The sequence below is a fragment of the Micromonospora sp. LOL_023 genome (assembly GCF_048060115.1).
Taxonomy (GTDB): Bacteria; Actinomycetota; Actinomycetes; order Mycobacteriales; family Micromonosporaceae; genus Micromonospora_E.
On the sequence record NZ_JBHMIM010000007.1, the window covers coordinates 37,972 to 63,159 of the forward strand.

At 70.2% G+C, this 25,188-nt stretch carries 23 protein-coding genes; 22 read left to right on the forward strand and 1 reads right to left on the reverse strand.

Annotated elements, in window-relative coordinates:
- The first annotated feature begins 97 nt into the window (after window positions 1-97).
- The 8 genes from ACFHVL_RS05700 (at window position 98) to prfA (ending at window position 11,033) form a co-directional block, all read left to right on the forward strand.
- Window positions 98-3,463: an efflux RND transporter permease subunit gene (locus ACFHVL_RS05700; RefSeq protein ID WP_416626102.1), complete on the forward strand. Its 3,366-nt coding sequence runs from the start codon at window positions 98-100 to the stop codon at window positions 3,461-3,463.
- A 111-nt stretch (window positions 3,464-3,574) separates the two neighbouring features.
- Window positions 3,575-4,816 carry an MFS transporter gene (locus ACFHVL_RS05705; RefSeq protein ID WP_416626011.1) on the forward strand — a complete coding sequence of 414 codons (1,242 nt, stop codon included), beginning with the start codon at window positions 3,575-3,577 and terminating at the stop codon, window positions 4,814-4,816.
- Between the two features lie 82 nt (window positions 4,817-4,898).
- Window positions 4,899-5,786 carry an SPFH domain-containing protein gene (locus ACFHVL_RS05710; protein WP_416626012.1) on the forward strand — a complete coding sequence of 296 codons (888 nt, stop codon included), beginning with the start codon at window positions 4,899-4,901 and terminating at the stop codon, window positions 5,784-5,786.
- Between the two features lie 15 nt (window positions 5,787-5,801).
- Window positions 5,802-6,017: a hypothetical protein gene (locus tag ACFHVL_RS05715; protein WP_416626013.1), complete on the forward strand. Its 216-nt coding sequence runs from the start codon at window positions 5,802-5,804 to the stop codon at window positions 6,015-6,017.
- A gap of 149 nt (window positions 6,018-6,166) precedes the next feature.
- Entirely contained in the window at window positions 6,167-7,111 is a 945-nt protein-coding gene (thrB, locus tag ACFHVL_RS05720) for a homoserine kinase (protein WP_416626014.1), read from the forward strand.
- Window positions 7,112-7,400: 289 nt separating this feature from the next.
- A complete protein-coding gene (gene rho, locus ACFHVL_RS05725; RefSeq protein ID WP_416626015.1) occupies window positions 7,401-9,383 on the forward strand; it encodes a transcription termination factor Rho in 1,983 nt (660 codons plus the stop codon).
- A 236-nt stretch (window positions 9,384-9,619) separates the two neighbouring features.
- Entirely contained in the window at window positions 9,620-9,844 is a 225-nt protein-coding gene (gene rpmE, locus ACFHVL_RS05730; RefSeq protein WP_326551945.1) for a 50S ribosomal protein L31, read from the forward strand.
- Window positions 9,845-9,944: 100 nt separating this feature from the next.
- Window positions 9,945-11,033: a peptide chain release factor 1 gene (gene prfA / locus ACFHVL_RS05735; protein ID WP_416626016.1), complete on the forward strand. Its 1,089-nt coding sequence runs from the start codon at window positions 9,945-9,947 to the stop codon at window positions 11,031-11,033.
- A 10-nt stretch (window positions 11,034-11,043) separates the two neighbouring features.
- Here the strand turns inward: prfA and ACFHVL_RS05740 are convergent, their stop codons facing one another.
- The gene (locus ACFHVL_RS05740) at window positions 11,044-12,600 is read right to left on the reverse strand and encodes a GGDEF domain-containing protein (RefSeq protein ID WP_416626017.1); all 1,557 of its coding nucleotides are present in this window, start codon (window positions 12,598-12,600) and stop codon (window positions 11,044-11,046) included.
- 106 nt (window positions 12,601-12,706) lie between these two features.
- On the opposite strand from ACFHVL_RS05740, the gene prmC reads away from it, so the two are divergent.
- The 14 genes from prmC (at window position 12,707) to ACFHVL_RS05810 (ending at window position 25,124) form a co-directional block, all read left to right on the forward strand.
- Window positions 12,707-13,630 carry a peptide chain release factor N(5)-glutamine methyltransferase gene (prmC, locus tag ACFHVL_RS05745; protein ID WP_416626018.1) on the forward strand — a complete coding sequence of 308 codons (924 nt, stop codon included), beginning with the start codon at window positions 12,707-12,709 and terminating at the stop codon, window positions 13,628-13,630.
- Between the two features lie 63 nt (window positions 13,631-13,693).
- Window positions 13,694-14,338, forward strand: coding sequence for an L-threonylcarbamoyladenylate synthase (locus ACFHVL_RS05750; RefSeq protein ID WP_416626103.1), 645 nt, complete (start codon window positions 13,694-13,696; stop codon window positions 14,336-14,338).
- Complete coding sequence (locus ACFHVL_RS05755) at window positions 14,339-14,956, forward strand: phosphotyrosine protein phosphatase (protein ID WP_416626019.1); 618 nt, start codon at window positions 14,339-14,341, stop codon at window positions 14,954-14,956. It abuts the gene before it with no gap.
- A 40-nt stretch (window positions 14,957-14,996) separates the two neighbouring features.
- Window positions 14,997-16,301 (forward strand): serine hydroxymethyltransferase, encoded by a 1,305-nt coding sequence (gene glyA, locus ACFHVL_RS05760; RefSeq protein WP_416626020.1) that lies wholly within the window; start codon window positions 14,997-14,999, stop codon window positions 16,299-16,301.
- On the forward strand, window positions 16,298-16,699 hold the full coding sequence (locus tag ACFHVL_RS05765) for a hypothetical protein (RefSeq protein WP_416626021.1): 402 nt from the start codon (window positions 16,298-16,300) through the stop codon (window positions 16,697-16,699). The genes glyA and ACFHVL_RS05765 overlap by 4 nt, the downstream gene beginning before the upstream one ends.
- A gap of 191 nt (window positions 16,700-16,890) precedes the next feature.
- Entirely contained in the window at window positions 16,891-17,106 is a 216-nt protein-coding gene (locus ACFHVL_RS05770; protein ID WP_416626022.1) for a hypothetical protein, read from the forward strand.
- A 25-nt stretch (window positions 17,107-17,131) separates the two neighbouring features.
- Window positions 17,132-17,932, forward strand: a complete 801-nt coding sequence (atpB, locus tag ACFHVL_RS05775; RefSeq protein WP_416626023.1) for a F0F1 ATP synthase subunit A — start codon at window positions 17,132-17,134, stop codon at window positions 17,930-17,932.
- A 112-nt stretch (window positions 17,933-18,044) separates the two neighbouring features.
- A complete protein-coding gene (gene atpE, locus ACFHVL_RS05780; protein ID WP_416626024.1) occupies window positions 18,045-18,257 on the forward strand; it encodes an ATP synthase F0 subunit C in 213 nt (70 codons plus the stop codon).
- A 91-nt stretch (window positions 18,258-18,348) separates the two neighbouring features.
- Window positions 18,349-18,876: a F0F1 ATP synthase subunit B gene (locus tag ACFHVL_RS05785; protein ID WP_326551954.1), complete on the forward strand. Its 528-nt coding sequence runs from the start codon at window positions 18,349-18,351 to the stop codon at window positions 18,874-18,876.
- Entirely contained in the window at window positions 18,876-19,700 is an 825-nt protein-coding gene (locus ACFHVL_RS05790; RefSeq protein WP_416626025.1) for a F0F1 ATP synthase subunit delta, read from the forward strand. The genes ACFHVL_RS05785 and ACFHVL_RS05790 overlap by 1 nt, the downstream gene beginning before the upstream one ends.
- A 57-nt stretch (window positions 19,701-19,757) precedes the next feature.
- Window positions 19,758-21,398 (forward strand): F0F1 ATP synthase subunit alpha, encoded by a 1,641-nt coding sequence (gene atpA, locus ACFHVL_RS05795; RefSeq protein ID WP_416626026.1) that lies wholly within the window; start codon window positions 19,758-19,760, stop codon window positions 21,396-21,398.
- A gap of 12 nt (window positions 21,399-21,410) precedes the next feature.
- Window positions 21,411-22,349 carry a F0F1 ATP synthase subunit gamma gene (locus ACFHVL_RS05800; protein ID WP_416626027.1) on the forward strand — a complete coding sequence of 313 codons (939 nt, stop codon included), beginning with the start codon at window positions 21,411-21,413 and terminating at the stop codon, window positions 22,347-22,349.
- A complete protein-coding gene (gene atpD / locus ACFHVL_RS05805; protein ID WP_416626028.1) occupies window positions 22,349-23,806 on the forward strand; it encodes a F0F1 ATP synthase subunit beta in 1,458 nt (485 codons plus the stop codon). The genes ACFHVL_RS05800 and atpD overlap by 1 nt, the downstream gene beginning before the upstream one ends.
- A gap of 154 nt (window positions 23,807-23,960) precedes the next feature.
- Window positions 23,961-25,124, forward strand: coding sequence for an LCP family protein (locus ACFHVL_RS05810; RefSeq protein ID WP_416626029.1), 1,164 nt, complete (start codon window positions 23,961-23,963; stop codon window positions 25,122-25,124).
- The last annotated feature ends 64 nt before the right edge of the window (window positions 25,125-25,188 follow it).

The following is a 25,188-nucleotide window of genomic DNA, read 5'->3' on the forward strand; positions in this document are numbered from 1 at the left end:
CGTTGTCCCAATAACTCAGCATGACACTAACTGTTAGCCTGACTCGAAGTATTTTGCCATTTCAACCGCAGGACCCTTCCCAGGAGTGAGCCCGCACATGTCGTTGCTCGCCAGACTCAGCCTCGCCAACCGGGGCCTCGTCGCGCTCGTCTCGATCGTGACCGTGCTCTTCGGCGCGTTCACGATCCCGTCGCTCAAACAGCAACTCCTGCCCTCGCTGGAGTTCCCGGCCGCCTTCGTCAGCGCCGTCTTCCCGGGCGCCGCGCCGGAGATCGTCGAAGCGCAGGTGACCGAGCCGATCGAGAACGCGATCTCGACGGTCCCGGACGTGGAGAGCGTCTCCTCCACCTCCAGTGAGGGCTTCGCCTCCATCCAGGTCGAGTTCGCCTTCGGCACCGACCTCGGTGACGCCGTCAACAACCTGGAGACCGCGCTCAACCGGGTCGGTGGTCAACTGCCCGACGGGGTGGACCCGGTGGTCTTCGCCGGCAGCACCGACGACCTGCCGGCGGTGGTCCTGGCCGCCACCGCCGACGACGGTGAGCTGCAGGAGTTGTCCGGTCGGCTCGCCGACAGCGTCGTTCCGCAGCTGGAGAGCGTCGAAGGCGTGCGCGCCGTCGACGTCACCGGCGCCAGCGAGCAGCTGATCACCATCACCCCGGACTACGCCGTGCTGACCGCCGCCGGGCTCGACCCGGCGGCCATCGCCAGCGCGTTGCGCGCCAACGGGGTCACCATCCCGGCCGGGGCACTCGTCTCCGACGACCAGACGTTGACCGTGCAGGTCGGCACCCGGATCGAGACGATCGAGGACCTCGGCGCGATTTTCCTCACCGCCGCCGGCCGGCCGCCGGTACGGCTCGACACGGTCGCCGAGATCAGCGAGCAGACCGCCCCGGCGACGTCGATCACCCGTACCAACGGGGCGCAGAGCCTCGGGATCGCGGTGACCGCCGGTCCCGACGGCGACGCGGTCGGCATTTCCCACGAGATCCGCGACCAGCTGGCCGAGCTCGGCGACGCCGCCGACACCGAACTGGTGGTGGTCTTCGACCAGGCGCCGTTCGTGGAGCGCTCGATCGAGGCGCTCACCACCGAAGGTCTGCTCGGTCTGGTGATGGCGGTCCTGGCCATCCTGGTCTTCCTGTGGTCGATCCGGTCCACCGTGGTCACCGCGGTCTCCATCCCGCTGTCGGTGCTCGTCGCGCTGATCGCGCTCTGGATCGGCGACCACTCGCTCAACCTGCTCACCCTCGGCGCGTTGACCATCTCGGTCGGCCGGGTGGTGGACGACTCGATCGTCGTGCTGGAGAACATCAAACGACATCTGGAGTACGGGGAGGACCGGCGTACCGCGATCCTCACCGGGGTCCGGGAGGTCGCCGGCGCGGTCACCTCGTCGACCCTCGCGACGGTCGCGGTCTTCGCGCCGATCGCCATCGTCGGCGGCTTCGTCGGGCAGCTGTTCGCGCCGTTCGCCATCACGGTCACCGTCGCCCTGCTCGCCTCGTTGCTGGTCTCACTGACCGTCATCCCGGTGTTGGCCTACTGGTTCCTCAAGCCGACCCCGGCCGGCGTCGACCTCGCCGAGGTGCGTCGCGAGGCCGAAGCCAAGGAGCTACGTAGCCCACTGCAGCGCGGCTACCTACCGGTGATCCGGTTCGCTACCACCCGGCGGTGGACCACCGTCGGCATCGGGCTGGCGGTGCTGCTCGGCACGCTGCTGCTCGGCAGCCGGCTGGAGACCAACTTCATCGACGACGCCGGGCAGGACACCCTGAGCCTGACGCAGGAGTTGCCGGTGGGCACCAGCCTGGCGTCGGTCGACGCCGCCGCCCGACAGGTCGAGCGCCAGCTGGCCAGGACCGACGGCATCGAGTCCTACCAGGTGTCGATCGGCAGCAGCAGCAACCCGTTCGCCGGTGGTGGCGGCAACACCACCGCGAGTTACTCGATCACGCTGACCGAAGGCACCGACAACGTCGCCCTGCAGCAGCAGCTGCGCGACGAGTTCGCCGACCGCGACTCCCTCGGCGAGATCACCGTCGGGGCCAGCGGTGGCGGTCCGGGCGGTGCCGGCACCAACCAGCTGCAGGTCATCGTGCAGACCAACGACCCGGACGACCTGGCGACGGCGACCGAACGGGTCCGGGCGGCGATGGCGCAGACCCCGGACGTCGCGGACGTGACGACCACCCTGGCCGCCGACGCGACCCGGATCGAGGTGCAGGTCGACCGGGCGGCGGCGGCCGGCTTCGGGCTCACCGAGGCCGCCGTCGGGCAACTCGTCGCGCAGGCATTCCGGGGCAGCCCGCTGGGTCAGCTCACCCTCGACGGTGAGCGGCTGAACGTGGTGCTCAGCCCCACCTCGACGCCCACCTCGGTCGAGGAACTGCAGGCCCTGCCGGTCGGTCCGGTCGCACTGGGCCAGCTGGCCCAGATCGTCGAGGTCAGCGGGCCGGTGCAGATCAGCCGGGTCGACGGGGAACGCAGCGCCATCGTCACGGGTACGGCGACCGGCTCGAACGTCGGGCAGACCAGCGCCGACCTCACCGAGCGGCTCGACGCGCTGTCGTTGCCGGCCGGTGCGACGTACACGGTCGGTGGCGTCAGCGCCGACCAGGCGGAGGCCTTCGCCGACCTCGGGTTGGCGTTGCTCGCCGCGATCGCGATCGTCTTCGTGATCATGGTGGCGACATTCCGCAGCCTGATCCAGCCGCTGATCCTGCTGGTGTCGGTGCCGTTCGCGGCGACCGGGGCGATCGCGCTGCTGGTCGCGACCGGTACGCCGTTGGGCGTGCCGGCGTTGATCGGGGCGCTGATGCTGGTCGGCATCGTGGTGACCAACGCGATCGTGCTGATGGACCTGGTCAACCAGTACCGGGAGCAGGGCATGAGTGTGTCGCAGGCGGTGGTCGAGGGCGGTCGGCGCCGGCTTCGTCCGATCCTGATGACCGCGATCGCCACCATCTGTGCCCTCACCCCGATGGCGCTCGGTCTGACCGGGGTGGCCGGTTTCATCGGCCAGCCGTTGGCGATCGTGGTCATCGGTGGACTGCTCAGCTCGACCGTGCTCACCCTGGTCCTGGTACCGACCCTCTACACCATGGTCGAGGGAGTGAAGGAGCGGCTGCGGCAGCGTCGGGCCGCCCGCTCGGCCGACGCCGCGCCGGACAGCGGATCGGAGTCCGGTCCGGACAGCGGATCGGGGTCCGGCCCGGCCAGCGGACCGACCAAGTCGGACGCTGCACCGGCCGGCCGGGGCGACGCCGGTGCGGCCGGTGAACAGGACGGCCGGAGCACGGGCACCGGGTCCGGCGAGCGACCTTCGCGGGTGGCGGCGCCACCGGCCCGGCCGTCCGCGGCGCTGATCGACGGTACGGATCAGTTCGAGGTGCTGAAGCTGCCCAAGAGCCGCAAGTCGCCGCTGCCGCCGGCCGCCGATCCGCCAGCGACCATGTGATCGGTTGATCCCCAGCGGGGTCCCCGGGATTCGTCTCGGGGACCCCGCCGGTCTGGTAGCGCAGATCACATTCCGACCGATGTCACCCGTCGGTCGGTAGGGTTTCGGTACGTGGCCTCACCGATGTCGGTCCTTACCGGAAACCGGGACTTCCGGCGGCTGCTCCTCGCCGAGTTGGTCGTCTTCGGCGCGGACTGGTTCGTCATGGTGCCCCTGCTGGTGTTGCTGCCGGAGTTGACCGGCAGTGGGGTGTGGGGGGCGCTGATCCTCGCCGCCGACACCGGCATCCACGCCCTGCTGCTGCCGTTCACCGGGACTCTCGCCGACCGGTTCGACCGTCGCAGGATCCTGATCGCGGCGAACCTGGCCGCCGTGATGGCGGTGTTGCTGCTGCTGACCGTCCGTACGCCGCAGACCGCCTGGCTGGCGCTGCTGGCGATCGCCGCGCTCGCGGTGGCCAAGGCCTGCTATTCGCCGGCCGCCCAGGCGGCACTGCCTAATGTGGTCTCCGCCGAGGAACTGCCCGGTGCCAACGTCTTCGCCGGTTCGGCCTGGGGCACGATGGCGATCGTCGGGGCGTCGTTGGGCGGACTGCTCAGCGCGGCGCTGGGGCCGTACGCCTGTTTCTGGATCGCGGCCGCCGCGCTGTTGGTGGCCGCCGGGGTGACCACGATGATCCACCGGCCGATGCAGGCTCCCCGTGACGCCGCTGTGCCGAACCTGCGGACCTTGGCGGCGATCCGGGAGACGTTGGCCTACATCGCCCGCCGGCCGCAGGTGCTCGCCCTGGTGACCGCGAAGAGCGCGGTCGGACTCGGCAACGGCGTACTCACCCTGTTTCCGCTGCTGGCCGGGGTGTACGGGGTCGGTGCGATCGGCACCGGTCTGCTGTTCGCGGTGCGCGGTGCCGGTGCGGTGGTCGGGCCGTTGCTGATGCGCCCGGTGTTGAACCGGCGGGCCTGGCTGCTCACCGCGCTGGCGGCGTCGATGTCGGTGTACGGGCTCTCCTACGCCAGTGTCGCGTTGGTCACCTGGTTCCCGCTGGTGCTCGTCCTGGTGTTCCTGGCGCACCTGGGTGGCGGCAGCAACTGGGTGCTGTCCAACTACGCCCTGCAGGCGGTGGTGCCGGACCGGTTGCGCGGTCGGGTCTTCGCCGCCGACCTGATGCTGGCCACCCTGGCGATCTCGGTGAGTCAACTGCTGGTGGCCAGCGTGATCGACACACTGGACAGCCGGATCATCCTCGCCGCGTGTGGGTTGGTGACCATCACGTACGCGACCGGCTGGTGGCTGGTCACCCGCCGGTTCTCGTTGGCCACGCCGGTCGACGACGCCGCCACCGGAGCCCATTGACCGATCGACGTCGCCAGCCCCGGGCGTCTGCTAGCATCGTGATATCACTTTGATACTCCGTCCTGGCAGACGAGGAGAAGCAATGGAACGAGCTGTCTTCCGGGTTTCCGGCTTCCTGGCAATCGGTGCGTTGGTTGCGCTGGGCCTGCTCACAGCGGTGATCGCGCGGATCGTCGTCGGCCCGCCCACGGACTTCGCCGCCTCCGCCGGTGCGGTCGGCTGGATCGTCGTTTCCGCGACGATCTGCGCCGCCGTGCTCGCCGTCCTGGCCACCGGGTTCACCGTCGTCAACCCCAACGAGGCGCAGGTGGTGCAGTTCTTCGGCCGGTACCTCGGCTCGATCCGCACCGCCGGCCTGCACTGGACCTTGCCGTTGACCGCCCGCCGTCGGGTCACCCTGCGGGTGCGCAACTTCGAGACCGAACGGCTCAAGGTCGCCGACGCCGATGGCAATCCGGTCGAGATCGCCGCCGTCGTGGTCTGGCGGGTCGTCGACTCGGCCAACGCCGTGTTCTCCGTGGACCACTACGTCGACTACGTGGCGGTGCAGGCAGAAGCGGCGGTCCGGCACCTGGCCACCAGCTACCCGTACGAGGCCCACGACAGCGGCCGGGCCAGCCTGCGGGACAGCTCGGTGGTGTCCGAGGAACTCACCGCCGAGCTGCGGGAGCGCGCCGAGCTCGCCGGCGTCGAGATCCTGGAGTCGCGGATCACCCATCTCGCGTACGCGTCCGAGATCGCGCACGCGATGCTGGCCCGTCAGCAGGCGTCCGCAGTGGTCGCGGCCCGGTTCCGTATCGTCGAGGGGGCCGTCGGCATGGTCTCCGACGCTCTGGAACGGCTGCGTGCCGAGCACGTCATCGAGCTCGACGAGGAGCGCAAGGCCCAGATGGTGTCCAACTTGCTGGTGGTGCTCTGTAGCGACCGGGCGGTGCAGCCGGTCGTCAACACGGGATCTCTCTACAGCTGAGGCGGTTCACGGCTGATGGCCGAGCGCAAGAAGCTGCTGTTGCGGCTCGATCCGGCGGTCCACGAGGCAATCGCGAAGTGGGCCGCCGACGACCTGCGCAGCGTCAACGCCCAGATCGAGTACGCGCTACGACTCGCCCTACAAGCCGCCGGGCGTACTCCCGGACGAGCCCGACCCGCCGACGACCGGGACTCCACCGCGGATCTCGCGGCGAACGACGACGCCGACTGAGGCCGACGGTTCTCGGCGCGGCGGCAGGGGTCGACATCTCCTCGGTGGCTGGGTCCGACCGCCGACCTGCCGGCCGTGATCTTCCAGCGCAGGTACCCGAACACCGGCACCCTAACCGCGGGGATCGGGTCACGCCCTAGCATGGTGCGATGGGCATCAGCTTCGTCCCCGGGCCGGTCACCGTGCGGGTTCCGGCGACCAGCGCCAACCTCGGTCCCGGGTTCGACACGTTCGGGCTGGCGCTGAGCCACCACGACGAGGTCACCGCACGGGTGACACCCGGCGGCTGTCGGGTGGAGATCTCCGGGGAGGGCGCGGGTGAGCTGCCCGTCGACGACAGCCATCTCGTGGTACGTGCGATGTACGCGGCGTTCGACGCGCTCGGCGCCCGGCCACCCGGTCTCGCCCTCAGCTGCGTCAACCGGATTCCGCAAGCCCGGGGGATGGGCTCGTCGTCCGCCGCGATCGTGGCCGGCGTACAGCTGGCCCGTGGCCTGGTCGTCGGCGGCGTCGAGCGGCTGGACGCCGCCGACGCGCTGCGCGTGGCCGCCGCACTGGAGGGTCACCCGGACAACGTGGCACCGTGCCTGCTCGGCGGGTTCACCATCGCCTGGACCGAGCCGGACGGCGCCCGAGCGGTGTCGTTGCCGGTGGCCCCGGGAGTGTCGGTGACCGTCTTCGTGCCGACCCAGCGCGGTCTCACGGAGGTGGCGCGCGCCGCGTTGCCGACGCGGGTTCCGCACTCCGACGCCGCGTTCACGGCCGGACGGGCCGCGTTGCTGGTTCACGCGATCACCGCGGATCCGGCGCTGCTGTTCGCGGCGACCGAAGACCGGTTGCACCAGGACTACCGGGCGGCGGGAATGCCGGGCAGCGCCGACCTGACCGCCCGACTCAGAGTGGCTGGTGTGGCAGCCGTGGTCAGTGGGGCAGGGCCGAGTGTGTTGGCGTTGACCGAGGTGCCGGCGGATTTCTGTCCGGGAATGGACTGGCAGACACATTCGTTGCTGGTAGACGTTGCCGGATCGCGGATCGAAGGCGCTATAGTAGGACACGCCGAGCGGGACCCTGTTGCCGCAGGTCGGAAGAGTTGACTACGCTCTAGGCCAAGCACAGCCGCGAAGCACGCGATCTCCTGCGGGGCGGCGCACCCCCGAAGCTATCGGCGGTAAGCCCGTCTCACCCCTGCCTAGGCCTACGCCAAACCGCAGTCTCCACGGATCGCTGCAGATGTCGAGACCTGCTCACCGATGTGGTGATGCGGATCCGGCGAAGCTGCGTGAAGACTCCCGCGACGTGTCATGCGAGGCGGGTGCACCGAGGCCACCCGGCCACCAAGCTGTCTCGACCCGGGTAGCCCGGCCTATCGAGGGAAGGAATCCATTGAGCGACACCACCGACATGACGTCGGATGTCTCCAACGTCGCTGACGACACCACCGCTGCTCCTGCCCGCCGTCGGCGGTCTGGCACCGGGCTGTCCGCGATGCTTCTGCCGGAGTTGCAGAGCCTCGCCGCGTCGCTCGGCATCTCCGGCACCGCCCGGATGCGCAAGAGCGAGTTGATCGTCTCGATCACCGAGCGTCAGGCAGGTGGGGGCGCCCCGCGGCCGCGCGCAGAGGTCGCGGCGGCCACCGCACCCCCTCGGGAAGAGGTTCGCGCCGAGGTGCGCACCGAACCGGAGCGCCGTGACGGCGGGGCCGAGCGGCGCGACGGCGAGCAACTCGCCATCGTCGACGAACCAGCGGCTCGCGAGCGGCCCACCCGCCGTGGCCGGTCGAGCCGGGCGGCGCTGGAGTCCCCGGCCGGTGACGCGGAGACGGCGACGACGACCGCGGAGTCCGGCGAGCGCGGCGACGGTCGGGGCGAGCGTCCCACCGAGGGCCGCAGCGGTGAGCACCGCAGCGGTGAGGGCCGCAGCGGTGAGGGCCGCAACGGACGTGACCGGGGCGAGCGGGCCGACCGCGGCGACCGCAACAACGACCGGGGTGACCGCAACAACGACCGGGGCGACCGGTCCGAGCGCGGCGACCGGTCCGAGCGCGGCGACCGCAACAACGACCGCAACGACCGTGGTCCGCGGGACAGTCGCGACAGCGACGACGGCGACGACGACGGTAGCGGCCGGCGTGGCCGCCGTAGCAGGTTCCGGGACCGCCGTCGGCGGGGGGACCGCGGTGACGGCGCCGATACCGGCGGAGGCGGCGGTGGCCGTGAGCCACAGGTCTCCGAGGACGACGTGCTCGTGCCGGTCGCCGGCATCCTGGACGTGCTGGACAACTACGCATTCGTCCGGACCACTGGCTACCTTGCCGGCCCGAACGACGTCTACGTCTCCATGTCCCAGGTCAAGAAGCACGGACTGCGACGCGGTGACGCGGTGACCGGCGCGGTGCGCGCCTCCCGTGAGGGGGAGCAGCGGCGCGACAAGTACAACCCGCTGGTCCGGCTGGACACCATCAACGGCATGGAGCCGGACGAGGCCCGCCAGCGGCCCGAGTTCTACAAGCTCACCCCGCTCTACCCGCAGGACCGCCTGCGGCTGGAGACCGAGCCGCACATCCTCACCACCCGGGTCATCGACCTGGTGATGCCGATCGGCAAGGGGCAGCGGGCCCTGATCGTCTCGCCGCCGAAGGCTGGCAAGACCATGGTGTTGCAGGCGATCGCCAACGCGATCACCCAGAACAACCCCGAGTGCCACCTGATGGTCGTCCTGGTCGACGAGCGGCCCGAAGAGGTCACCGACATGCAGCGGTCGGTGAAGGGCGAGGTCGTCGCAGCCACCTTCGACCGGCCGCCGCAGGACCACACGACGGTCGCGGAGCTGGCCATCGAGCGGGCGAAGCGCCTGGTCGAGCTCGGCCACGACGTGGTCGTGCTGCTCGACTCGGTGACCCGACTTGGCCGCTCGTACAACCTGGCCGCACCGGCCAGTGGGCGGATCATGTCCGGTGGTATCGACTCGACGGCGCTCTACCCGCCGAAGCGGTTCCTCGGCGCGGCCCGCAACATCGAGAACGGCGGCTCGCTGACCATCCTCGCCACCGCGCTGGTCGAGACCGGATCCATGATGGATACGGTGATCTTCGAGGAATTCAAGGGCACCGGCAACGCCGAGCTCAAGCTGGACCGCAAGATCGCCGACAAGCGGGTCTTCCCAGCGATCGACATCCACCCCTCCGGCACCCGTAAGGAGGAGATCCTGCTCGCGCCGGAGGAGCTGGCGATCACCCACAAGCTGCGTAAGGTGCTCCACTCGCTGGACTCGCAGGGCGGTCTGGACCTGCTGCTGGACCGACTCAAGCAGAGCCGGACCAACATCGAGTTCCTGATGCAGATCGCCAAGTCGACACCGGGGGAGTGACCCGGCGCCGGTGGCCTGCCAGTCGGGAATCCGCCGGAGCCGCCGGGCGTTGTGCCCGGTGTCGCAGCACGACGGGACGCGGCGGGTGATATTGCCCGCCCGCCGCGATCCGTCGCCACCACCCATGGCAAACTGGTCAACCGGCCAGGGTTCCGGTTCACGCCCGAGTCGACCCGCACACCGGTGCGGGCGATGCCGACGGCGACCCGGCGACCGACGATGAAAGGACCGCACCCATGAAGAAGGACATCCACCCGCAGTACGTGACCACCGAGGTCACCTGCTCCTGCGGCGCCTCGTTCACCACCCGCAGCACCGCGACCAGCGGCAAGATCCACGCCGAGACCTGCAGCGCCTGCCACCCGTTCTACACCGGTAAGCAGCGCGTCCTCGACACCGCGGGCCGGGTGGCCAAGTTCCAGCAGAAGTACGCGAAGGCCCAGGCCAACAAGACCAAGTAGCTGTCCGTACGACGCCCGCTCCCGGCCACCGCCGAGGGCGGGCGTCGCGGTGTCTGGGACGGTCTTCCCGCGTCACGCACGGCGGATCAAGGAGTACGGGATGAGCAGCGAACGCCTGGCCGGGCTACTCGACGAGTACGCCGAACTGGAGAGGCAGCTGGCCGACCCGGGACTGCATGCAGACCAGGCGACCGCCCGCCGCGTCGGCCGCCGGTTCGCCGAGCTGGCGCCGCTACACAAGGCCGCCGCGGAGCTCGCCGAGGCCCGCGCCGACCTGATCGCCGCCCGGCAGCTGGCCAGCGAGGAGCCGACGTTCGCAGCCGAGGCCGAGACGATCGCGGCCACCCTGCCGGAGCTGGAGGCCCGCCTCGCCGAGCTGCTGATCCCCCGCGACCCGCACGACGCCAAGGACGTCATCGTCGAGATCAAGGCCGGTGAGGGCGGTGCGGAGTCCGCGCTGTTCGCCGGCGACCTGCTGCGCATGTACGTGCGGTACGCCGAGCGGCACGGCTGGCAGACCGAGGTTCTCGACTCGCAGGACTCCGACCTTGGTGGGGTCAAGGACGTCTCCCTCGCGGTCAAGTCGAAGGGCGTGCCGGAGGGCGGCAACGGCGTCTGGTCCCGGCTCAAGTGGGAAGGCGGCGTACACCGGGTGCAGCGGGTGCCGGTCACCGAATCGCAGGGCCGGATCCACACCAGCGCCGCCGGCGTGCTGGTGCTGCCCGAAGCCGAGGACGTCGACGTCAGCATCGACCCGAACGACCTGCGTATCGACGTGTTCCGGTCGTCCGGACCCGGCGGCCAGTCGGTCAACACCACCGACTCGGCGGTACGGATCACCCACCTGCCGACCGGGATCGTGGTGTCCTGCCAGAACGAGAAGAGCCAGCTGCAGAACCGGGAGCAGGCGATGCGGATCCTGCGGGCCCGGCTGCTCGTCGCCGCCCAGGAGCAGGCCGACGCCGCCGCGTCCGACGTGCGTCGCTCCCAGATCCGCACCGTCGACCGCTCGGAGCGGATCCGCACCTACAACTTCCCCGCGAACCGGATCACCGATCATCGGATCGGCTACACCGCGTACAACCTGGATCTGGCGCTCGGCGGGGAGCTCGACGGTGTTCTCGACGCGCTGGCCCAGGCGGACCGGGCAGCCCGACTCGCCGGCGACACCGAGCTGACCCGCCGCTGATCGACGAAGGTCAGGCCGCCGGGTGCGGATGCTCCCGGGCGGCCCGCAGCTGCCGGGCCGCGACGTCGAACGCCCGGCCGAGGGCGTCGCGCATCGCCGGCCCGGATCCACCGACCTCGGCGTAGCCGACGCTGACCCCGACCTGGGTGCCCGGCACCAGCGACTCCCACTCCTCGGTGGCGATCGCCGCGCTGATCCGCCGGGCGACGTCCGCGGCCTCGGCACGGCCGGCACCGGGCAGCACCACCACGAACTCGTCGCCGCCGTAGCGGGCAACGAAGTCGCCTCGGCGCATCACCCGGTTGATCACTCCGGCGACGCGCTGCAGCACCAGATCACCGGAGTGGTGACCGTGGACGGCGTTGACCGACTTGAAGCCGTCGAGGTCGCAGAGCATCACCACGGCCCGGTCGCCCCGGGTCGCCATGTCGGACACGTACAGGTCGAGCTGGCGACGGTTGGCCAGCCCGGTCAGCGGGTCGGTCAGCGCCTCCTCGGTGTACTGGGCGGCGGCGCGGCGCATCTCCTCGTGGTCCAGGCGGGCGGCGATGCCGTCCATGTACATGTCCCGCAGCCGGTCGTTGCGTTGGGTGGCCAGCCGGAACGCGTACCGGTCGGCGTCGTGCGCGGCGGCGTGGTCACCGGAGCGGGTGTGCGCGACACTGCGCAACCGGGCCGGCTCCGCCGCGCCGAGAGTCTCGGCGGAGACCATCGCCGCGTTCAGCCGGATCACCGCCTCGGCTGACCGGTCCGCGGCGATCGCCAGGCAGACCGCGCCGAGCTGACGCAGGTCCCGGGCGCGGGCGCTGTCTCCGCCGTCGATCATCAGCCGGGTTGCCTCCGGCGCACCGGCCGGCAGCCGGGTCGGCTCACCCAGCGCCGCGAGCCGGGCCAGGGCGTATCCGTACGCCACCCGGCTGCTCGGGCGCAGCAGGTCGGTGCGGCCGACCCGCACGAACTTGACCAGGTCGGTGCCGATGTCCCGGAGCACCCGCAGACAGCCGTCGGTGTCGCCGTGGTGGTCCAGGGCGACCGCGTTGCGCAGCCGGATGCCCGGCGCGGCGAACGTCTCCTCCGGGATGCCGGTGGCGTTGCCGAGCTGCCGGGCGCGTTCGATCGCGCTCAACGCGTACCCGTGGAAGCTGAGGTAGGAGTAGGCCATCGCCAGGTCGTGCCAGCCCCAGGCGGTCTCCCGGTCGGCGTCCGGGGCGGCACCCAGCGACCGGGAAGCCTGCACCAGGTGGGTCACACAGCGGTCGAACGCGCCCTGGTGGTGGGCGGCGAGCGCGGCCAGCGCGTGCAGGTGTCCGTGCAGGTACGGCTCGTCGACGTCGCGGGCGGCCTCGAACGCCCGATCCACGGCCACCGCGTACTCGGCGGAGCGACCCAGATTCAGCAGCGCGGACAGGCGCTGCACCAGAGCGTCGGCCCGCACGTACGGGTCGCGGCTGTCCTGGATCACCCGTTCGAAGGCGACACAGGCCTCAGCCGATCGGCTGCTCTCCATCAGCGCCCGCGCCTGCATCAGGGCCTCGGCCTGGTCGGTGAGCAGGTCGACCCAACCCACGCGCAACCTCCCTGGAGCCCGCTGGAACCGTTGCGGAGCACACACATCCGGGCGTTCGTACGTACCGCAGTCACGCACGTCCGGATGGACGCACCATGATTATGTCGTGAACGGCTTGTCAGAAAACACCTCCGGGGCGGCGGATCGGATGCCGATTCGGGCCGCGTTGGCCGCCGCGACCGCCCAGCTGGCCGGTTGCGGGGTAGCCTCCGCCCGGGTCGACGCGGAGCTGATCGCCGCCGCAGTACTGGGCATAGCGCGAGCTCGACTCGCGCTGAGCAGCGGCTTCGACGTCGCCCGCCGCGCCCGGTTCGACGAGTTGGTGTCGCGCCGGGCAGCCGGCGAGCCGGTGCAGTACATCACCGGATCGGCACCGTTTCGTTATCTGGAACTCGCGGTCGGGCCAGGTGTCTTCGTACCCAGACCGGAGACCGAGTTGCTCGCCGGCGCCGGCATCGACGCGATGCGTGAGCGCGTCGGCGTCGGCGGGGCGGGTGACCGGGACGGCACCGTCGTCGATCTCTGCAGCGGCAGCGGCGCGGTGGCGCTGGCGGTCGCCCACGAGGTGCCGGCGGCCCGGGTGATCGCGGTGGAACGCTCCGCCGAGAGTCTCGACTGGCTGCGCCGCAACGCGGGGCGGCGGGCGGCGGCCGGCGACCGGCCAATCGAGGTGGTGCCCGGTGACGTCACCGACCCCGGCCTGCTCGCCGAGCTGACCGGGCAGGTCGACGTGGTGCTGTGCAACCCGCCGTACGTCCCGGACGGCACGCCGGTGCCGCCGGAGGTCGCCGGGCACGACCCGGTGGAGGCGGTCTTCGGCGGCCCGGACGGCCTCGCCGTCATCCGCCCGGTGGTGTCCCGGGCGGCGGTGCTGCTGCGCCCCGGCGGGCTGCTCGGGGTCGAACACGACGACAGTCACGCCGACGCCGTCGTCGAGCTGATCGTCGCCGACGGGCGGTTCACCGACGTCGCCGGGCAGCACGACCTCGCCGGACGACCCCGTTACGTGACCGCCCACCGGACCGGGTGACCGGCGCGACGAGGTGATCGGTGCGGATCACCCGGCGGGCACGTGGCACACTGGCTCACCGTGATGCTCTATGACTGCCGGTCCGCCGCCGACCGCGACAAAGGCATCGCCGCGGCGATCGAGGCGGTCAAGAACGGCGAGCTGGTCGTGCTGCCGACGGACACCGTCTACGGGGTCGGCGCCGACGCCTTCACCTCGTACGCGGTGACCGCGCTGCTCAACGCCAAGGGTCGCGACCGGCAGATGCCGCCGCCGGTGCTGGTCGGCTCCCGACACACCCTCGACGGACTGGTGCTGATCCTGCCGCAGACCGCCCGTGACCTGGCCGACGCGTTCTGGCCGGGCGCGCTCACCATGATCGTCGAGCACGCGCCGAGCCTGAACTGGGATCTCGGCGACACCAACGGGACGGTGGCGGTGCGGATGCCGTTGCACCCGGTGGCGCTGGAGGTGCTACGGGAGACCGGGCCGATGGCGGTGTCGTCGGCGAACAAGACCGGCCGGCCGGCGGCGGTCACCGCCGCCGGGGCCCGTGACCAGCTCGGCTACTCGGTACGGACCTACCTGGAGGCGGGGCCGTGCCCGGACCCGGTGCCGAGCACCATCGTGGATCTGACCGGGGACCTCCCCCGGGTGGTCCGCGCCGGCGCGATCCCGATCGAGAAGCTGCGCGACGTGCTGCCGGACATCGTCGGTACGGAGTCCTGAGTGCCGCCGTTCACCGTTCTCCACGTCTGCATGGGTAACATCTGCCGGTCCCCGATGGCCGAGCGGCTGCTCGTCCTCGCGGTGCGGGAACGCCTGGACCGGCTCGACCCGGCCACCGAGGTGTCGCCGGTCGAGGAGTTGCTGCACAGCCACAGCGCCGGCACCGGCGGCTGGCACGCCGGCGAGGAGATGAACCCGCCCGCCGCCCGTCAGGTGATCGCCCGCGGCGGCGAGGTCGACGGGTTCGCCGCCCGCAAGCTGCGCTCGGACCAGATCGACGCGGCCGACCTGGTGCTCACCGCCACCGCCGACCAGTTGGAGTACGTGCTGGCGTTGCGCCCCGACGCCGCCGACCGCACGTTCGTGCTCGGCGAGTTCGGCCGGTTGCTGCCGGCGGTGGACGCCGGTGCGCTGCCGGCGGCCGCGGCCACCCCGGAGGCCATGTACGCCCGGGGGGTGGCGGTGGTGGCGGCGGTCGCGGCGGCCCGCGACGGCTCGGGTCCGCAGCCCGGTGACGACCTGGACGATCCGTGGGGCCGTGGCGATCACACCTTCGCCCGGGTGGCCGACGAGGTCGAGGAGACGGTGGGGGCGCTCGGCGTGGCGCTGCTGCCCTGAGCCGGCACCTGAGTCGGCAGCCGACGGAGGCGAGATCGCAATGGATTCGGTGGTTCCCCCGTTCTGGGGGCCGGACTTCGACGAGTTGTCGTCGACCGATCCGGAGATCGCCCAGGTGGTGCTCGGCGAGCTCGATCGACTGCGCGCCGGTCTGCAACTGATCGCCAGTGAGAACCTGACCTCACCGGCGGTGCTGGCCGCGCTCGGGTCGACGCTGACCAACAAGTACGCCGAGGGCTACCCGGGGCGGCGCTACTACGGTGGCTGCGCCCAGGTTGACCAGGCCGAGACGATCGGGCTGACCCGGGCCCGGGAGCTGTTCGGCGCCGGGCACGCCAACCTGCAGCCCCATTCGGGGGCGTCGGCGAATCTGGCCGCGTACGCCGCCCTGGTGGCGCCGGGCGAGAAGGTGCTGGCGATGGAGCTGCCGCACGGCGGGCACCTGACCCACGGCAGTCGGGTGAACTTCTCCGGCCGCTGGTTCGACGCGGTCGGCTACCCGGTGCGCGCCGACACCGAGCTGATCGACTACGACCAGGTGCGGGACCTGGCCCGGCGGCACCGGCCCAAGCTGATCATCTGTGGGGCCACCGCCTATCCGCGTCTGATCGACTTCGCCGCGTTCCGGTCCATCGCCGACGAGGTCGACGCGTACCTGATGGTCGACGCGGCCCACTTCATCGGTCTGGTCGCCGGTGGGGCGATCCCGTCGCCGGTGCCGTACGCCGACGTGGTCTGCGCGACGACGCACAAGGTGCTGCGCGGGCCGCGCGGCGGGATGATCCTGTGCCGGGCGGAGTTCGCCGAGCGGATCGACAAGGCGGTCTTCCCGTTCACCCAGGGCGGTCCGTTGATGCACGCGGTCGCGGCCAAGGCGGTCGCCCTGCGGGAGGCGGCGCGGCCGGCCTTCGGCGAGTACGCCGCCCAGGTGGTGCGCAACGCGCGGACGCTCGCCGACGGGCTGGCCGAAGCGGGGATGCGGCCGGTCTCCGGCGGCACCGACACCCATCTGGCGCTGATCGACCTGCGCGAGGTCGGGGTCAGTGGACGCGACGCCGAGGCCCGCTGTGAGCTGGCCCGGATCACGTTGAACAAGAACGCGATCCCGTACGATCCGCAGCCGCCGATGACGGCGTCCGGGATCCGGGTGGGCACCGGCTGCGTCACCACGCAGGGGATGACCGAGCCGCAGTTGCGGGTGGTCGCGGAGTTGATCGCCCGGGCGGTACGGGCGGATCCGGCGACCGTGGCGGGCACCGCCGAGCTGACCGAGATCGCCGGTGCGGTCACCGAGCTGGTCGCCGAGTTCCCGGCGTATCCCCGACCCGTTGAGTACTCCCGATGATGCGCAAACGGCTACGGCACCTGCCGCTGCCGTTGCTGGCGTCGGCGATCCTGCTGGTGGTGCTGACCGCGGTCGGTGCGGGGCTGGACGGTGGTCCGGGTGCGGCCGGGGCGGCGGCCGGGGTGCTGCTGGTGGTGGTCAGCTACGTGGTGTCGAGCCTGGCGCTGGCCTGGGCGGACGCTGTGCACCCGACGATGGTGCTGAGTGTGGGGCTGCTCACGTACGGCGTGAAGTTCGCGGTGCTGGGTGTGGCGGTGTTCGCGGTGGCGGCATCGGGCTGGCCTGGTCAGCGGATGCTCGCGGTGGCGATCATCGTGGCGACCGTCACGTGGGTCACCGCACAGGTCTGGTGGACCTTCCGGGCCCGTATCCCGTACGTCGAGATCGACCCCCGCTGACTCTCCTCGCCCTCGGCGATCTTGCACTTATCGAGAACTTTCGTCCGGTTTGTCCCTCGATTAGTGCAAGATCGTTGAGAGAGGAGTACCGTGAGCCCCCATCTGAGGTGCCAATGGGTCGCCCACACAACGAGGGTTGTGCGGGGGGTGACGCACAGCCTCTATCGTTGCCCTGATATGTTTCCGGCGTCATGGCCGGTGAATCACCCTCTGAACCCGCGGGCCCCTCCGGGGCCGACGCCGGGTTCGCCGCGATCGGCTACCTGCTCGGCGGGATGGCCGTGTGGGGCGGAGCGGGGTGGCTCGTCGACCGTTGGCTGAACCTGCCCAACGTCGGGCTGCTGATCGGTCTGATCGGCGGGACGGCGGCCGGGGTCTACCTGACCGTTAAGAAGCTGGGCGCGTGACCAGGCCCGACCAACGGAGGATGCGTTGATTGAGCAGCCCACCGTTCTCGCCGCGGAGTTTCCTCCCGGCGTGGATGCCTTCGACTTCCGCAGCCTCATTCCGGGGCTGGACGGCACCGCCTGGGCGGCTGCCTTCACCAAGATAACGCTGCTGCTCTGGATCGCCGCCGCGCTGGTGATGATCTTCTTCCTGGTCACCTACCGGAGCCCGAAACTGGTGCCGACCAAGGGTCAGTGGCTGGCCGAGTCGGTCTACGGCATGGTGCGCGACAACATCGCCCGGGACGTGATCGGCAAGGACGGGGTGCGGTTCGCGCCCTACCTGACGGTGCTGTTCTGCTTCATCCTGCTGAACAATCTCTGGGGCATCGTCCCGTTCGCCCAGATCTCGCCGATGTCACACATCGCCTTCCCGATGGTGCTGGCACTCGTCAGCTGGCTGCTCTACATCGGCCACGGCATCGCCAAGTGGGGCTTCCTCGGCTACATCAAGCACGTCTGCTGGGTTTCCGGCGCGCCGCTGTGGGTGCAGCCGATCCTGGTGCCGATCGAGTTCGTCTCCAACCTGATCCTGCGGCCGGTGACGCTCTCCGTCCGTCTTTTCGCCAACATGTTCGCCGGCCACATGATCCTGCTGGTCTTCATCCTCGGCGGTGTGGCGCTCTTCCAGGCGGACAGCATGTTCATCAAGCCCATCGCCGTCCTGAGCTGGGGCATGGCGATCGTGATGACCTTCTTCGAGTTCGGCATCATGGTTCTCCAGGCGTACGTCTTCACCCTGCTCAGCGCGACCTACCTGCAACACTCGCTGGCCGAGTCACACTGAGCCCGGCCGCTCCGATCGGCACACGTTCGCAGTTTGTTCCGCGGGCGACAACTGAACATTCACCTAAACGTGCGCGTGATGGACACGCGTTCAACGCAGGAGGAAAACAATCATGGAGATCACCGGCAGCCTGAACGCTATCGGCTACGGCATTGCTGCCATTGGCCCCGGTATCGGCGTCGGTCTGGTGTTCGCCGCCTACATCCAGGCGACCGCCCGCCAGCCGGAGAGCGCCGGCCTGACCCGGGTCTACATGTTCATGGGCTTCGCCGTCATCGAGGCGCTGGCCCTGCTCGGCTTGGTGCTCGCGTTCGCGCTCAGCTGATTCGGCCGGCAACCTGGTGGGCCGACGGGCCCACCGCGTCTGACTCGGTGACCGGCTGCGTTACGGCCGGTCCGGGCGAAGGGAAACGTCCATGAACATTGCCGCGGAAGAAGGCGGGAACATCCTGCTCCCGCCGCTGTCTGAGATCATCGTCGGTCTGGTCGCCTTCGGTCTGCTGGTCGCTGTACTGCTGAAGTTCGTGTTTCCGCGGATGGAAGCGATGTACCAGGCGCGGGTCGAGGCAATCGAGGGCGGCATCAAGCGGGCCGAGGCCGCGCAGGCCGAGGCGAACGAACTGCTGGAGCAGTACAAGGTCCAGCTGGCCGAGGCGCGCACCGACGCCGCCCGGATCCGCGACGACGCCCGGGCCGACGCCGAGGGCATCCGGCAGGACATCCTCGCCAAGGCGCGCGAGGAATCCGACCGGATCATCGCGGCCGGCAAGGAGCAACTCGCGGCGGAGCGGCAGACCATCATCCGTGAGCTGCGTGCCGAGATCGGTACGCTCGCCGTCGACCTGGCTGGCCGGATCGTCGGGGACGCGCTCGCCGACGAGGCCCGCCGCAAGGGCACCGTCGAGCGGTTCCTGACCGACCTGGAGAGCACGGGGGCCCGCTGATGCAGTCCGCCACCAGCCGGGAGTCCTACGCTGCGGTGACCGAACGCCTGGCTGCCTTCGTCGCCGGCAGCGCGCCGGCCGCGGTCGCCGCCACGGCCGACGACATCCTCTCCGTGGCCGACCTGCTGCGCCGCCAGCCCCGGCTGCGGCGGGCGCTGTCCGACCCGGCGCGGGCCGCCGACGACCGGGTGGATCTGCTGCGGGGTCTGCTCGCCGGCAAGGTCACCACCGAGGCCGTCGAGCTGCTGGCAGCCGTGGTCACGGCACGGTGGTCGACGCCGTCGGAGCTGCTCGACGCGACGGAGCGGCTCGGGGTGGACGCGGTCCTGGCCGGTGCCGATTCGGCCGGCGACCTGATCGAGGTCGAGGACGAGCTGTTCCGATTCGGCAAGATCATCGATGGTGACCAGCAACTCGGCGCGGTGATCGGAGACGGCTCGGTGGCCGTCGACCGGCGGGTCGAGCTGGTCCGCGGCCTGCTCACCGGTAAAGCCAAACCCGCCACCATCCGCCTGGCGGACCAGGCGGTGCGCGGCTTTGGTGGGCGTTCCGTCAGCGCCGGGCTCAGCCGCCTGGTGGAGCTGGCCGCGCAGCGGCGGGACCGGCAGGTCGCACACGTCACGGTCGCCGCCGCGCTCACCGAAGCACAGGAGCAGCGGTTGGGCGCGACCTTGACCGGAATGTACGGTCGAGAAGTCTCCGTCAAGTTGACGGTCGACCCGGCTGTTCTCGGCGGGATGAGCGTACGGATCGGATCAGACCTGTACGACGGCACCGTACGGCGCCGCCTCATCGACACTCGTAAGGCGCTTGCTGGGCGCTGACCCAAGTCCATGCCGTTCCGGGAACCTCCGGGCCACTAGACATAGAGGAAGCAGAGGATGGCCGAGCTGACCATCTCGTCGGACGAGATCCGTGGCGCACTAGAAAGCTACGTCTCCTCCTACACGCCGGAGCTGTCTCGCGAAGAGGTCGGCACCGTGGCGGACGCCGGGGACGGCATCGCCCACGTCGAGGGACTGCCCTCGGCGATGGCGAACGAACTGTTGGAATTCGAGGACGGCACGCTGGGCGTGGCGCTGAACCTCGACGTACGCGACATCGGTGTGGTCGTGCTGGGTGACTACGCCGGCATCGAGGAGGGTCAGCGGGTCAAGCGCACCGGCCGGGTGCTGTCCGTACCCGTCGGTGACGCCTTCCTCGGCCGCGTCGTGAGCGCCCTCGGCGAGCCGATCGACGGCCTCGGCGAGATCACCAACGACGGCTACCGCGAGCTGGAGCTGCAGGCGCCGAACGTGATGGCCCGGCAGTCGGTCACCGAGCCGCTGCAGACCGGGATCAAGGCGATCGACGCCATGACCCCGATCGGTCGCGGCCAGCGGCAGCTGATCATCGGCGACCGCAAGACCGGCAAGACCACCGTCGCGCTGGACACGATTCTCAACCAGCGCGCCAACTGGGAGTCCGGCGACCCGACCAAGCAGGTGCGCTGCATCTACGTGGCGATCGGCCAGAAGGCCTCCACCATCGCCTCGATCAAGGGCGTGCTGGAGGAGCACGGCGCGATGGAGTACACCACCATCGTCGCCTCGCCCGCCTCCGACCCGGCCGGCTTCAAGTACATCGCGCCGTACACCGGTTCCTCCATCGGGCAGCACTGGATGTACGCCGGCAAGCACGTGCTGATCGTCTTCGACGACCTGAGCAAGCAGGCCGAGGCGTACCGTGCCGTGTCGCTGCTGCTGCGCCGCCCGCCGGGCCGCGAGGCGTACCCGGGTGACGTCTTCTACCTGCACTCGCGGCTGCTGGAGCGCTGCGCGAAGCTCTCCGACGCCCTCGGTGCCGGTTCGATGACCGGCCTGCCGATCATCGAGACGAAGGCCAACGACATCTCGGCCTTCATCCCGACCAACGTCATCTCGATCACCGACGGCCAGATCTTCCTGGAGACCGACCTGTTCAACCAGGGTCAGCGCCCGGCGATCAACGTCGGTACCTCGGTCTCCCGGGTCGGTGGTGCCGCGCAGGTCAAGCCGATGCGTAAGGTCGCGGGCCGGCTGCGGCTGGACCTGGCCCAGTACCGCGAGCTGGAGGCGTTCTCCGCGCTCGCCTCCGACCTGGACAAGGCGTCGCGTAACCAGCTGGACCGCGGTGGTCGCCTGGTCGAGCTGCTCAAGCAGCCGAACTACTCGCCGTTCCCGGTGCAGGAGCAGGTCGTCTCGGTCTGGGCCGGCACCGAAGGCAAGCTCGACGACATCGCGGTCGGTGACGTCCGCCGGTTCGAGACCGAGTTCCTGGAGTACCTGCGGCACTCGTACGCCGGCACCCTGGACTCGATCGCCGCGTACAACTGGGACGACGAGATCACCACCACGCTCAGCGAAGCGGTCGAGAAGTTCAAGGAAATGTTCCTGTCCAAGGACCCCAGCCGGGTGGTCAACGAGGCACCGGCCGAGGCTCTGGAGGGCGAGCAGGAGCGGGAGACCGTGACCCGCTACACCAGCGCCCCGCCGAAGCAGTAGGAAGGCGGACAGATGCCGGCCCAGGTTCGGGTGCTTCGCCAGCGGATTCGCTCGGCGAAGTCGATGAAGAAGATCACCAAGGCGATGGAGCTCGTCGCGACGAGCCGAGTCGCGAAGGCGCAGGCGCGGGTGGCGGCCTCGCTGCCGTACGCCAACGCGATCACCGGTGTGCTCTCCGCGTTGGCCTCCAACGCCTCGGTCGACCACCCGCTGCTGACCGCGCGTCCGCAGGTCCGCCGGGCCGGGGTGCTGGTGATCACCAGCGACCGGGGCCTGGCCGGCGGGTACAGCACCAACGCGATCAAGACCGCCGAGTCGCTGATCACGCGGCTCAAGGACGACGGTAAGGAACCGGTGCTGTACGTCATCGGCCGCAAGGGTGTGTCGTACTACCGGTTCCGCAACCGGCCGATCGAGGCGAGCTGGACCGGTTTCTCCGAGCAGCCGGGCTTTTCTGACGCCCGCGAGGTCGGCGAGACGCTGATCACGGCGTTCCGGCACGGCTCGGACGACACCGACGGCGGCAGCGGTGCCGACGGGGTGCTCGGGGTGGACGAGCTGCACATCGTCTCCACCGAGTTCAAGTCGCTGATGACGCAGACGCCGGTGCCCCGGATCCTCGGCCCGATGGAGGTCGAGGAGCGTTCGATCGACGAGGCACCGCGTGGTGTGCTGCCGGCGTACGAGTTCGAGCCGAACGCCGAGGCGCTGCTCGACGCGTTGCTGCCGAAATACATCAACACCCGGATCTACGCGGCGCTGATCGAATCGGCGGCGAGTGAGTCGGCGGCCCGGCGGCGGGCGATGAAGAGCGCCACGGACAACGCCGAGGACATGATCGAGAAGTACACGCGGCTAATGAACTCGGCGCGTCAGGCCGGGATCACCCAGGAGATCAGCGAGATCGTCGGCGGCGCCAACGCGCTCGCGGCGGCGGGAAGTGAAGTGTGATGACTGCCTCTGTAGAAACCCAGGCAACCGGAGCGACCAGTACGGCTGCCGGCCGCGTGGTCCGGGTCATCGGCCCGGTCGTCGACGCCGAGTTCCCCCGCGAGGCGATGCCGGCGATCACCAACGCCCTGCACGTGGACGTCGCGCTGGCCGGCGGTGAGCGGACCCTGACCCTGGAGGTCGCCCAGCACCTCGGCGACAACGTGATCCGGGCGATCTCGATGCAGCCGACCGACGGTCTGGTCCGTGGCGCGGTGGTCCGCGACACCGGATCGCCGATCATGGTGCCGGTCGGTGATGGCGTCAAGGGCAAGGTTTTCAACACCATCGGTGAATGCCTCAATCTCGCCGAGGGCGAGACGCTGCAGGTCACCGAGCGTCGGTCGATCCACCAGAAGGCGCCGGCGTTCGCCGACCTGGAGCCGAAGACCGAGATGCTGGAGACCGGCATCAAGGTGCTCGACCTGCTCGCCCCGTACGTCAAGGGCGGCAAGATCGGGCTGTTCGGCGGTGCCGGCGTGGGCAAGACGGTGCTCATCCAGGAGATGATCATCCGGGTCGCCAACAACTTCGGCGGTACGTCGGTCTTCGCCGGCGTGGGGGAGCGGACCCGTGAGGGCAACGACCTCATCCACGAGATGACCGAGTCGGGCGTCATCGACAAGACCGCACTGGTCTTCGGCCAGATGGACGAGCCGCCGGGCACCCGGTTGCGGGTCGCGCTGGCGGCGCTGACCATGGCGGAGTACTTCCGCGACGTGCAGAAGCAGGAGGTGTTGCTCTTCATCGACAACATCTTCCGGTTCACCCAGGCCGGTTCCGAGGTCTCCACGCTGCTCGGCCGGATGCCGTCCGCGGTGGGCTACCAGCCCACCCTGGCCGACGAGATGGGCGAGCTGCAGGAGCGGATCACCTCCGTCAAGGGCCAGGCGATCACCTCGATGCAGGCGATCTACGTGCCCGCCGACGACTACACCGACCCGGCGCCGGCCACCACCTTCGCCCACCTGGACGCCACCACCAACCTGGAGCGGTCCATCTCCGACAAGGGCATCTACCCGGCGGTCGACCCGCTGGCGTCCTCGTCGCGGATCCTCGCCCCGGAGTTCGTCGGCCAGGAGCACTACGCGGTCGCCACCGAGGTGAAGCGGATCCTGCAGAAGTACAAGGACCTGCAGGACATCATCGCCATCCTCGGTATGGAGGAACTCTCCGAGGTCGACAAGATCACCGTTTCCCGGGCCCGGCGGATCGAGCGGTTCCTGTCGCAGAACACCTTCGCGGCCGAGGTCTTCACCGGCATCAAGGGTTCCTACGTGCCGGTCAAGGACACCATCGAGGCGTTCCGCAAGATCAGCGAAGGGGAGTACGACCACTTCCCCGAGCAGGCCTTCTTCATGTGCGGTGGGCTCGACGACCTGGAGCGCAACGCCCGCGAGCTGATGAAGGACGACTGACCGCCCCGGCTGTCGATCGCACCAGCATCCCGAGCGCCCCGCCACTGAGGCGGGGCGCTCGTCGCGTTCACCCCGGCGGGGGTACGGGCGCGGCGTTTGCGCCAGCCTGCCCCGGGTACCCGGCCGGCTCAGCGGGCGGACGGGGGTCGGGGCAATGGCGGAGCCGGACCGGACCACGGATCAGGCACCGATCCCGGCGACGGTGGGGCGACGGGCCAGGATGCGCCGCCGGCACCCGGAACGCAACGCGCTGCTCGCGGTACTCGTCGGGCTGTTGCTCATTTCGGCTGCGGTCGTGGTACTCAGCCGAACCGTGGTCGACCGCTACACCGCCACCGTCCCGGTCGCGGACCTGTTCGGCGACGGAAGTTCGGCTTCGGCGCCGCCGGGCAAGCTCACCGGGCCGGTCAATGTGCTGCTGGTCGGCATCGACCGGCCGGCCGACCAGCCGGAGCGGACACCCCGGGCGGACACCGTGCTGGTCGTACACATCCCGGCGGAACTGTCCCGGGCGTACCTGATCTCGCTGCCCCGCGATCTGCTGGTGGAGATCCCGGCTTTCGGCGTCAGCGGTCACCCCGGCGGAGTCGACCGGATCAACGCCGCGATGGCGTACGGCAGTCGGGTGCCCGGTGCCGGAAAGCCGGACCCGGTGGCCGGCTTCCAACTGCTCGCCGCCACGGTTTCCGCCCGTACCGGGATCGAGCAGTTCGACGCCGGGGTCATCGTCAACTTCGCCGGCCTGGAACGCCTGGTGGACGCGATCGGTGGGGTGCGGATGCACATCGACTCCGACGTCCGCTCCCGTCACCGGCAGCCCGATGGCCGGCTGCGGCCGAGCAACCCCGACGGGCCGGGTTATGCCGGTCCGCAGGCCGAGTACCGGCAGGGTGAGCATCGGCTCAGCGGCTGGCAGGCGCTGGACTATGTGCGGCAACGGGAGAGCCTGCCGGACGGTGACTACGGCCGGCAGCGCCACCAGCGTCAGCTGGTCCGGGCGCTGGCGGAGCAGGTGCTCACCCGGGATCTGATCACCGATCCGACCCGGTTGGGCGCGGTGCTGGAGGCGACCGGCGACGCGGTGGTGGTCGGCACTCGGGGGCGGTCGGTGCTCGACTTCGCGCTCGGGTTGCGTCGGCTGCGGGCCGACGGCATCGTCCTGCTCGACCTGCCCGGCACCGCCGTCGCCGATCCGGTCGGCGAGTATCTCGGCGAACGGTTCACCGACGACGCCGACGACTGCTTCGGCGCGCTGCGCGCCGGAACTCTCGACCAGTTCGTGCTAACCCGTCCTGAACTGGTCAATCGCGAAAGGTGACGTCAGGTCCGCCGGGCACCCGGCTGGGAGCACGGTGGCCGCCCCGACTAAACTCGGGTTTGTC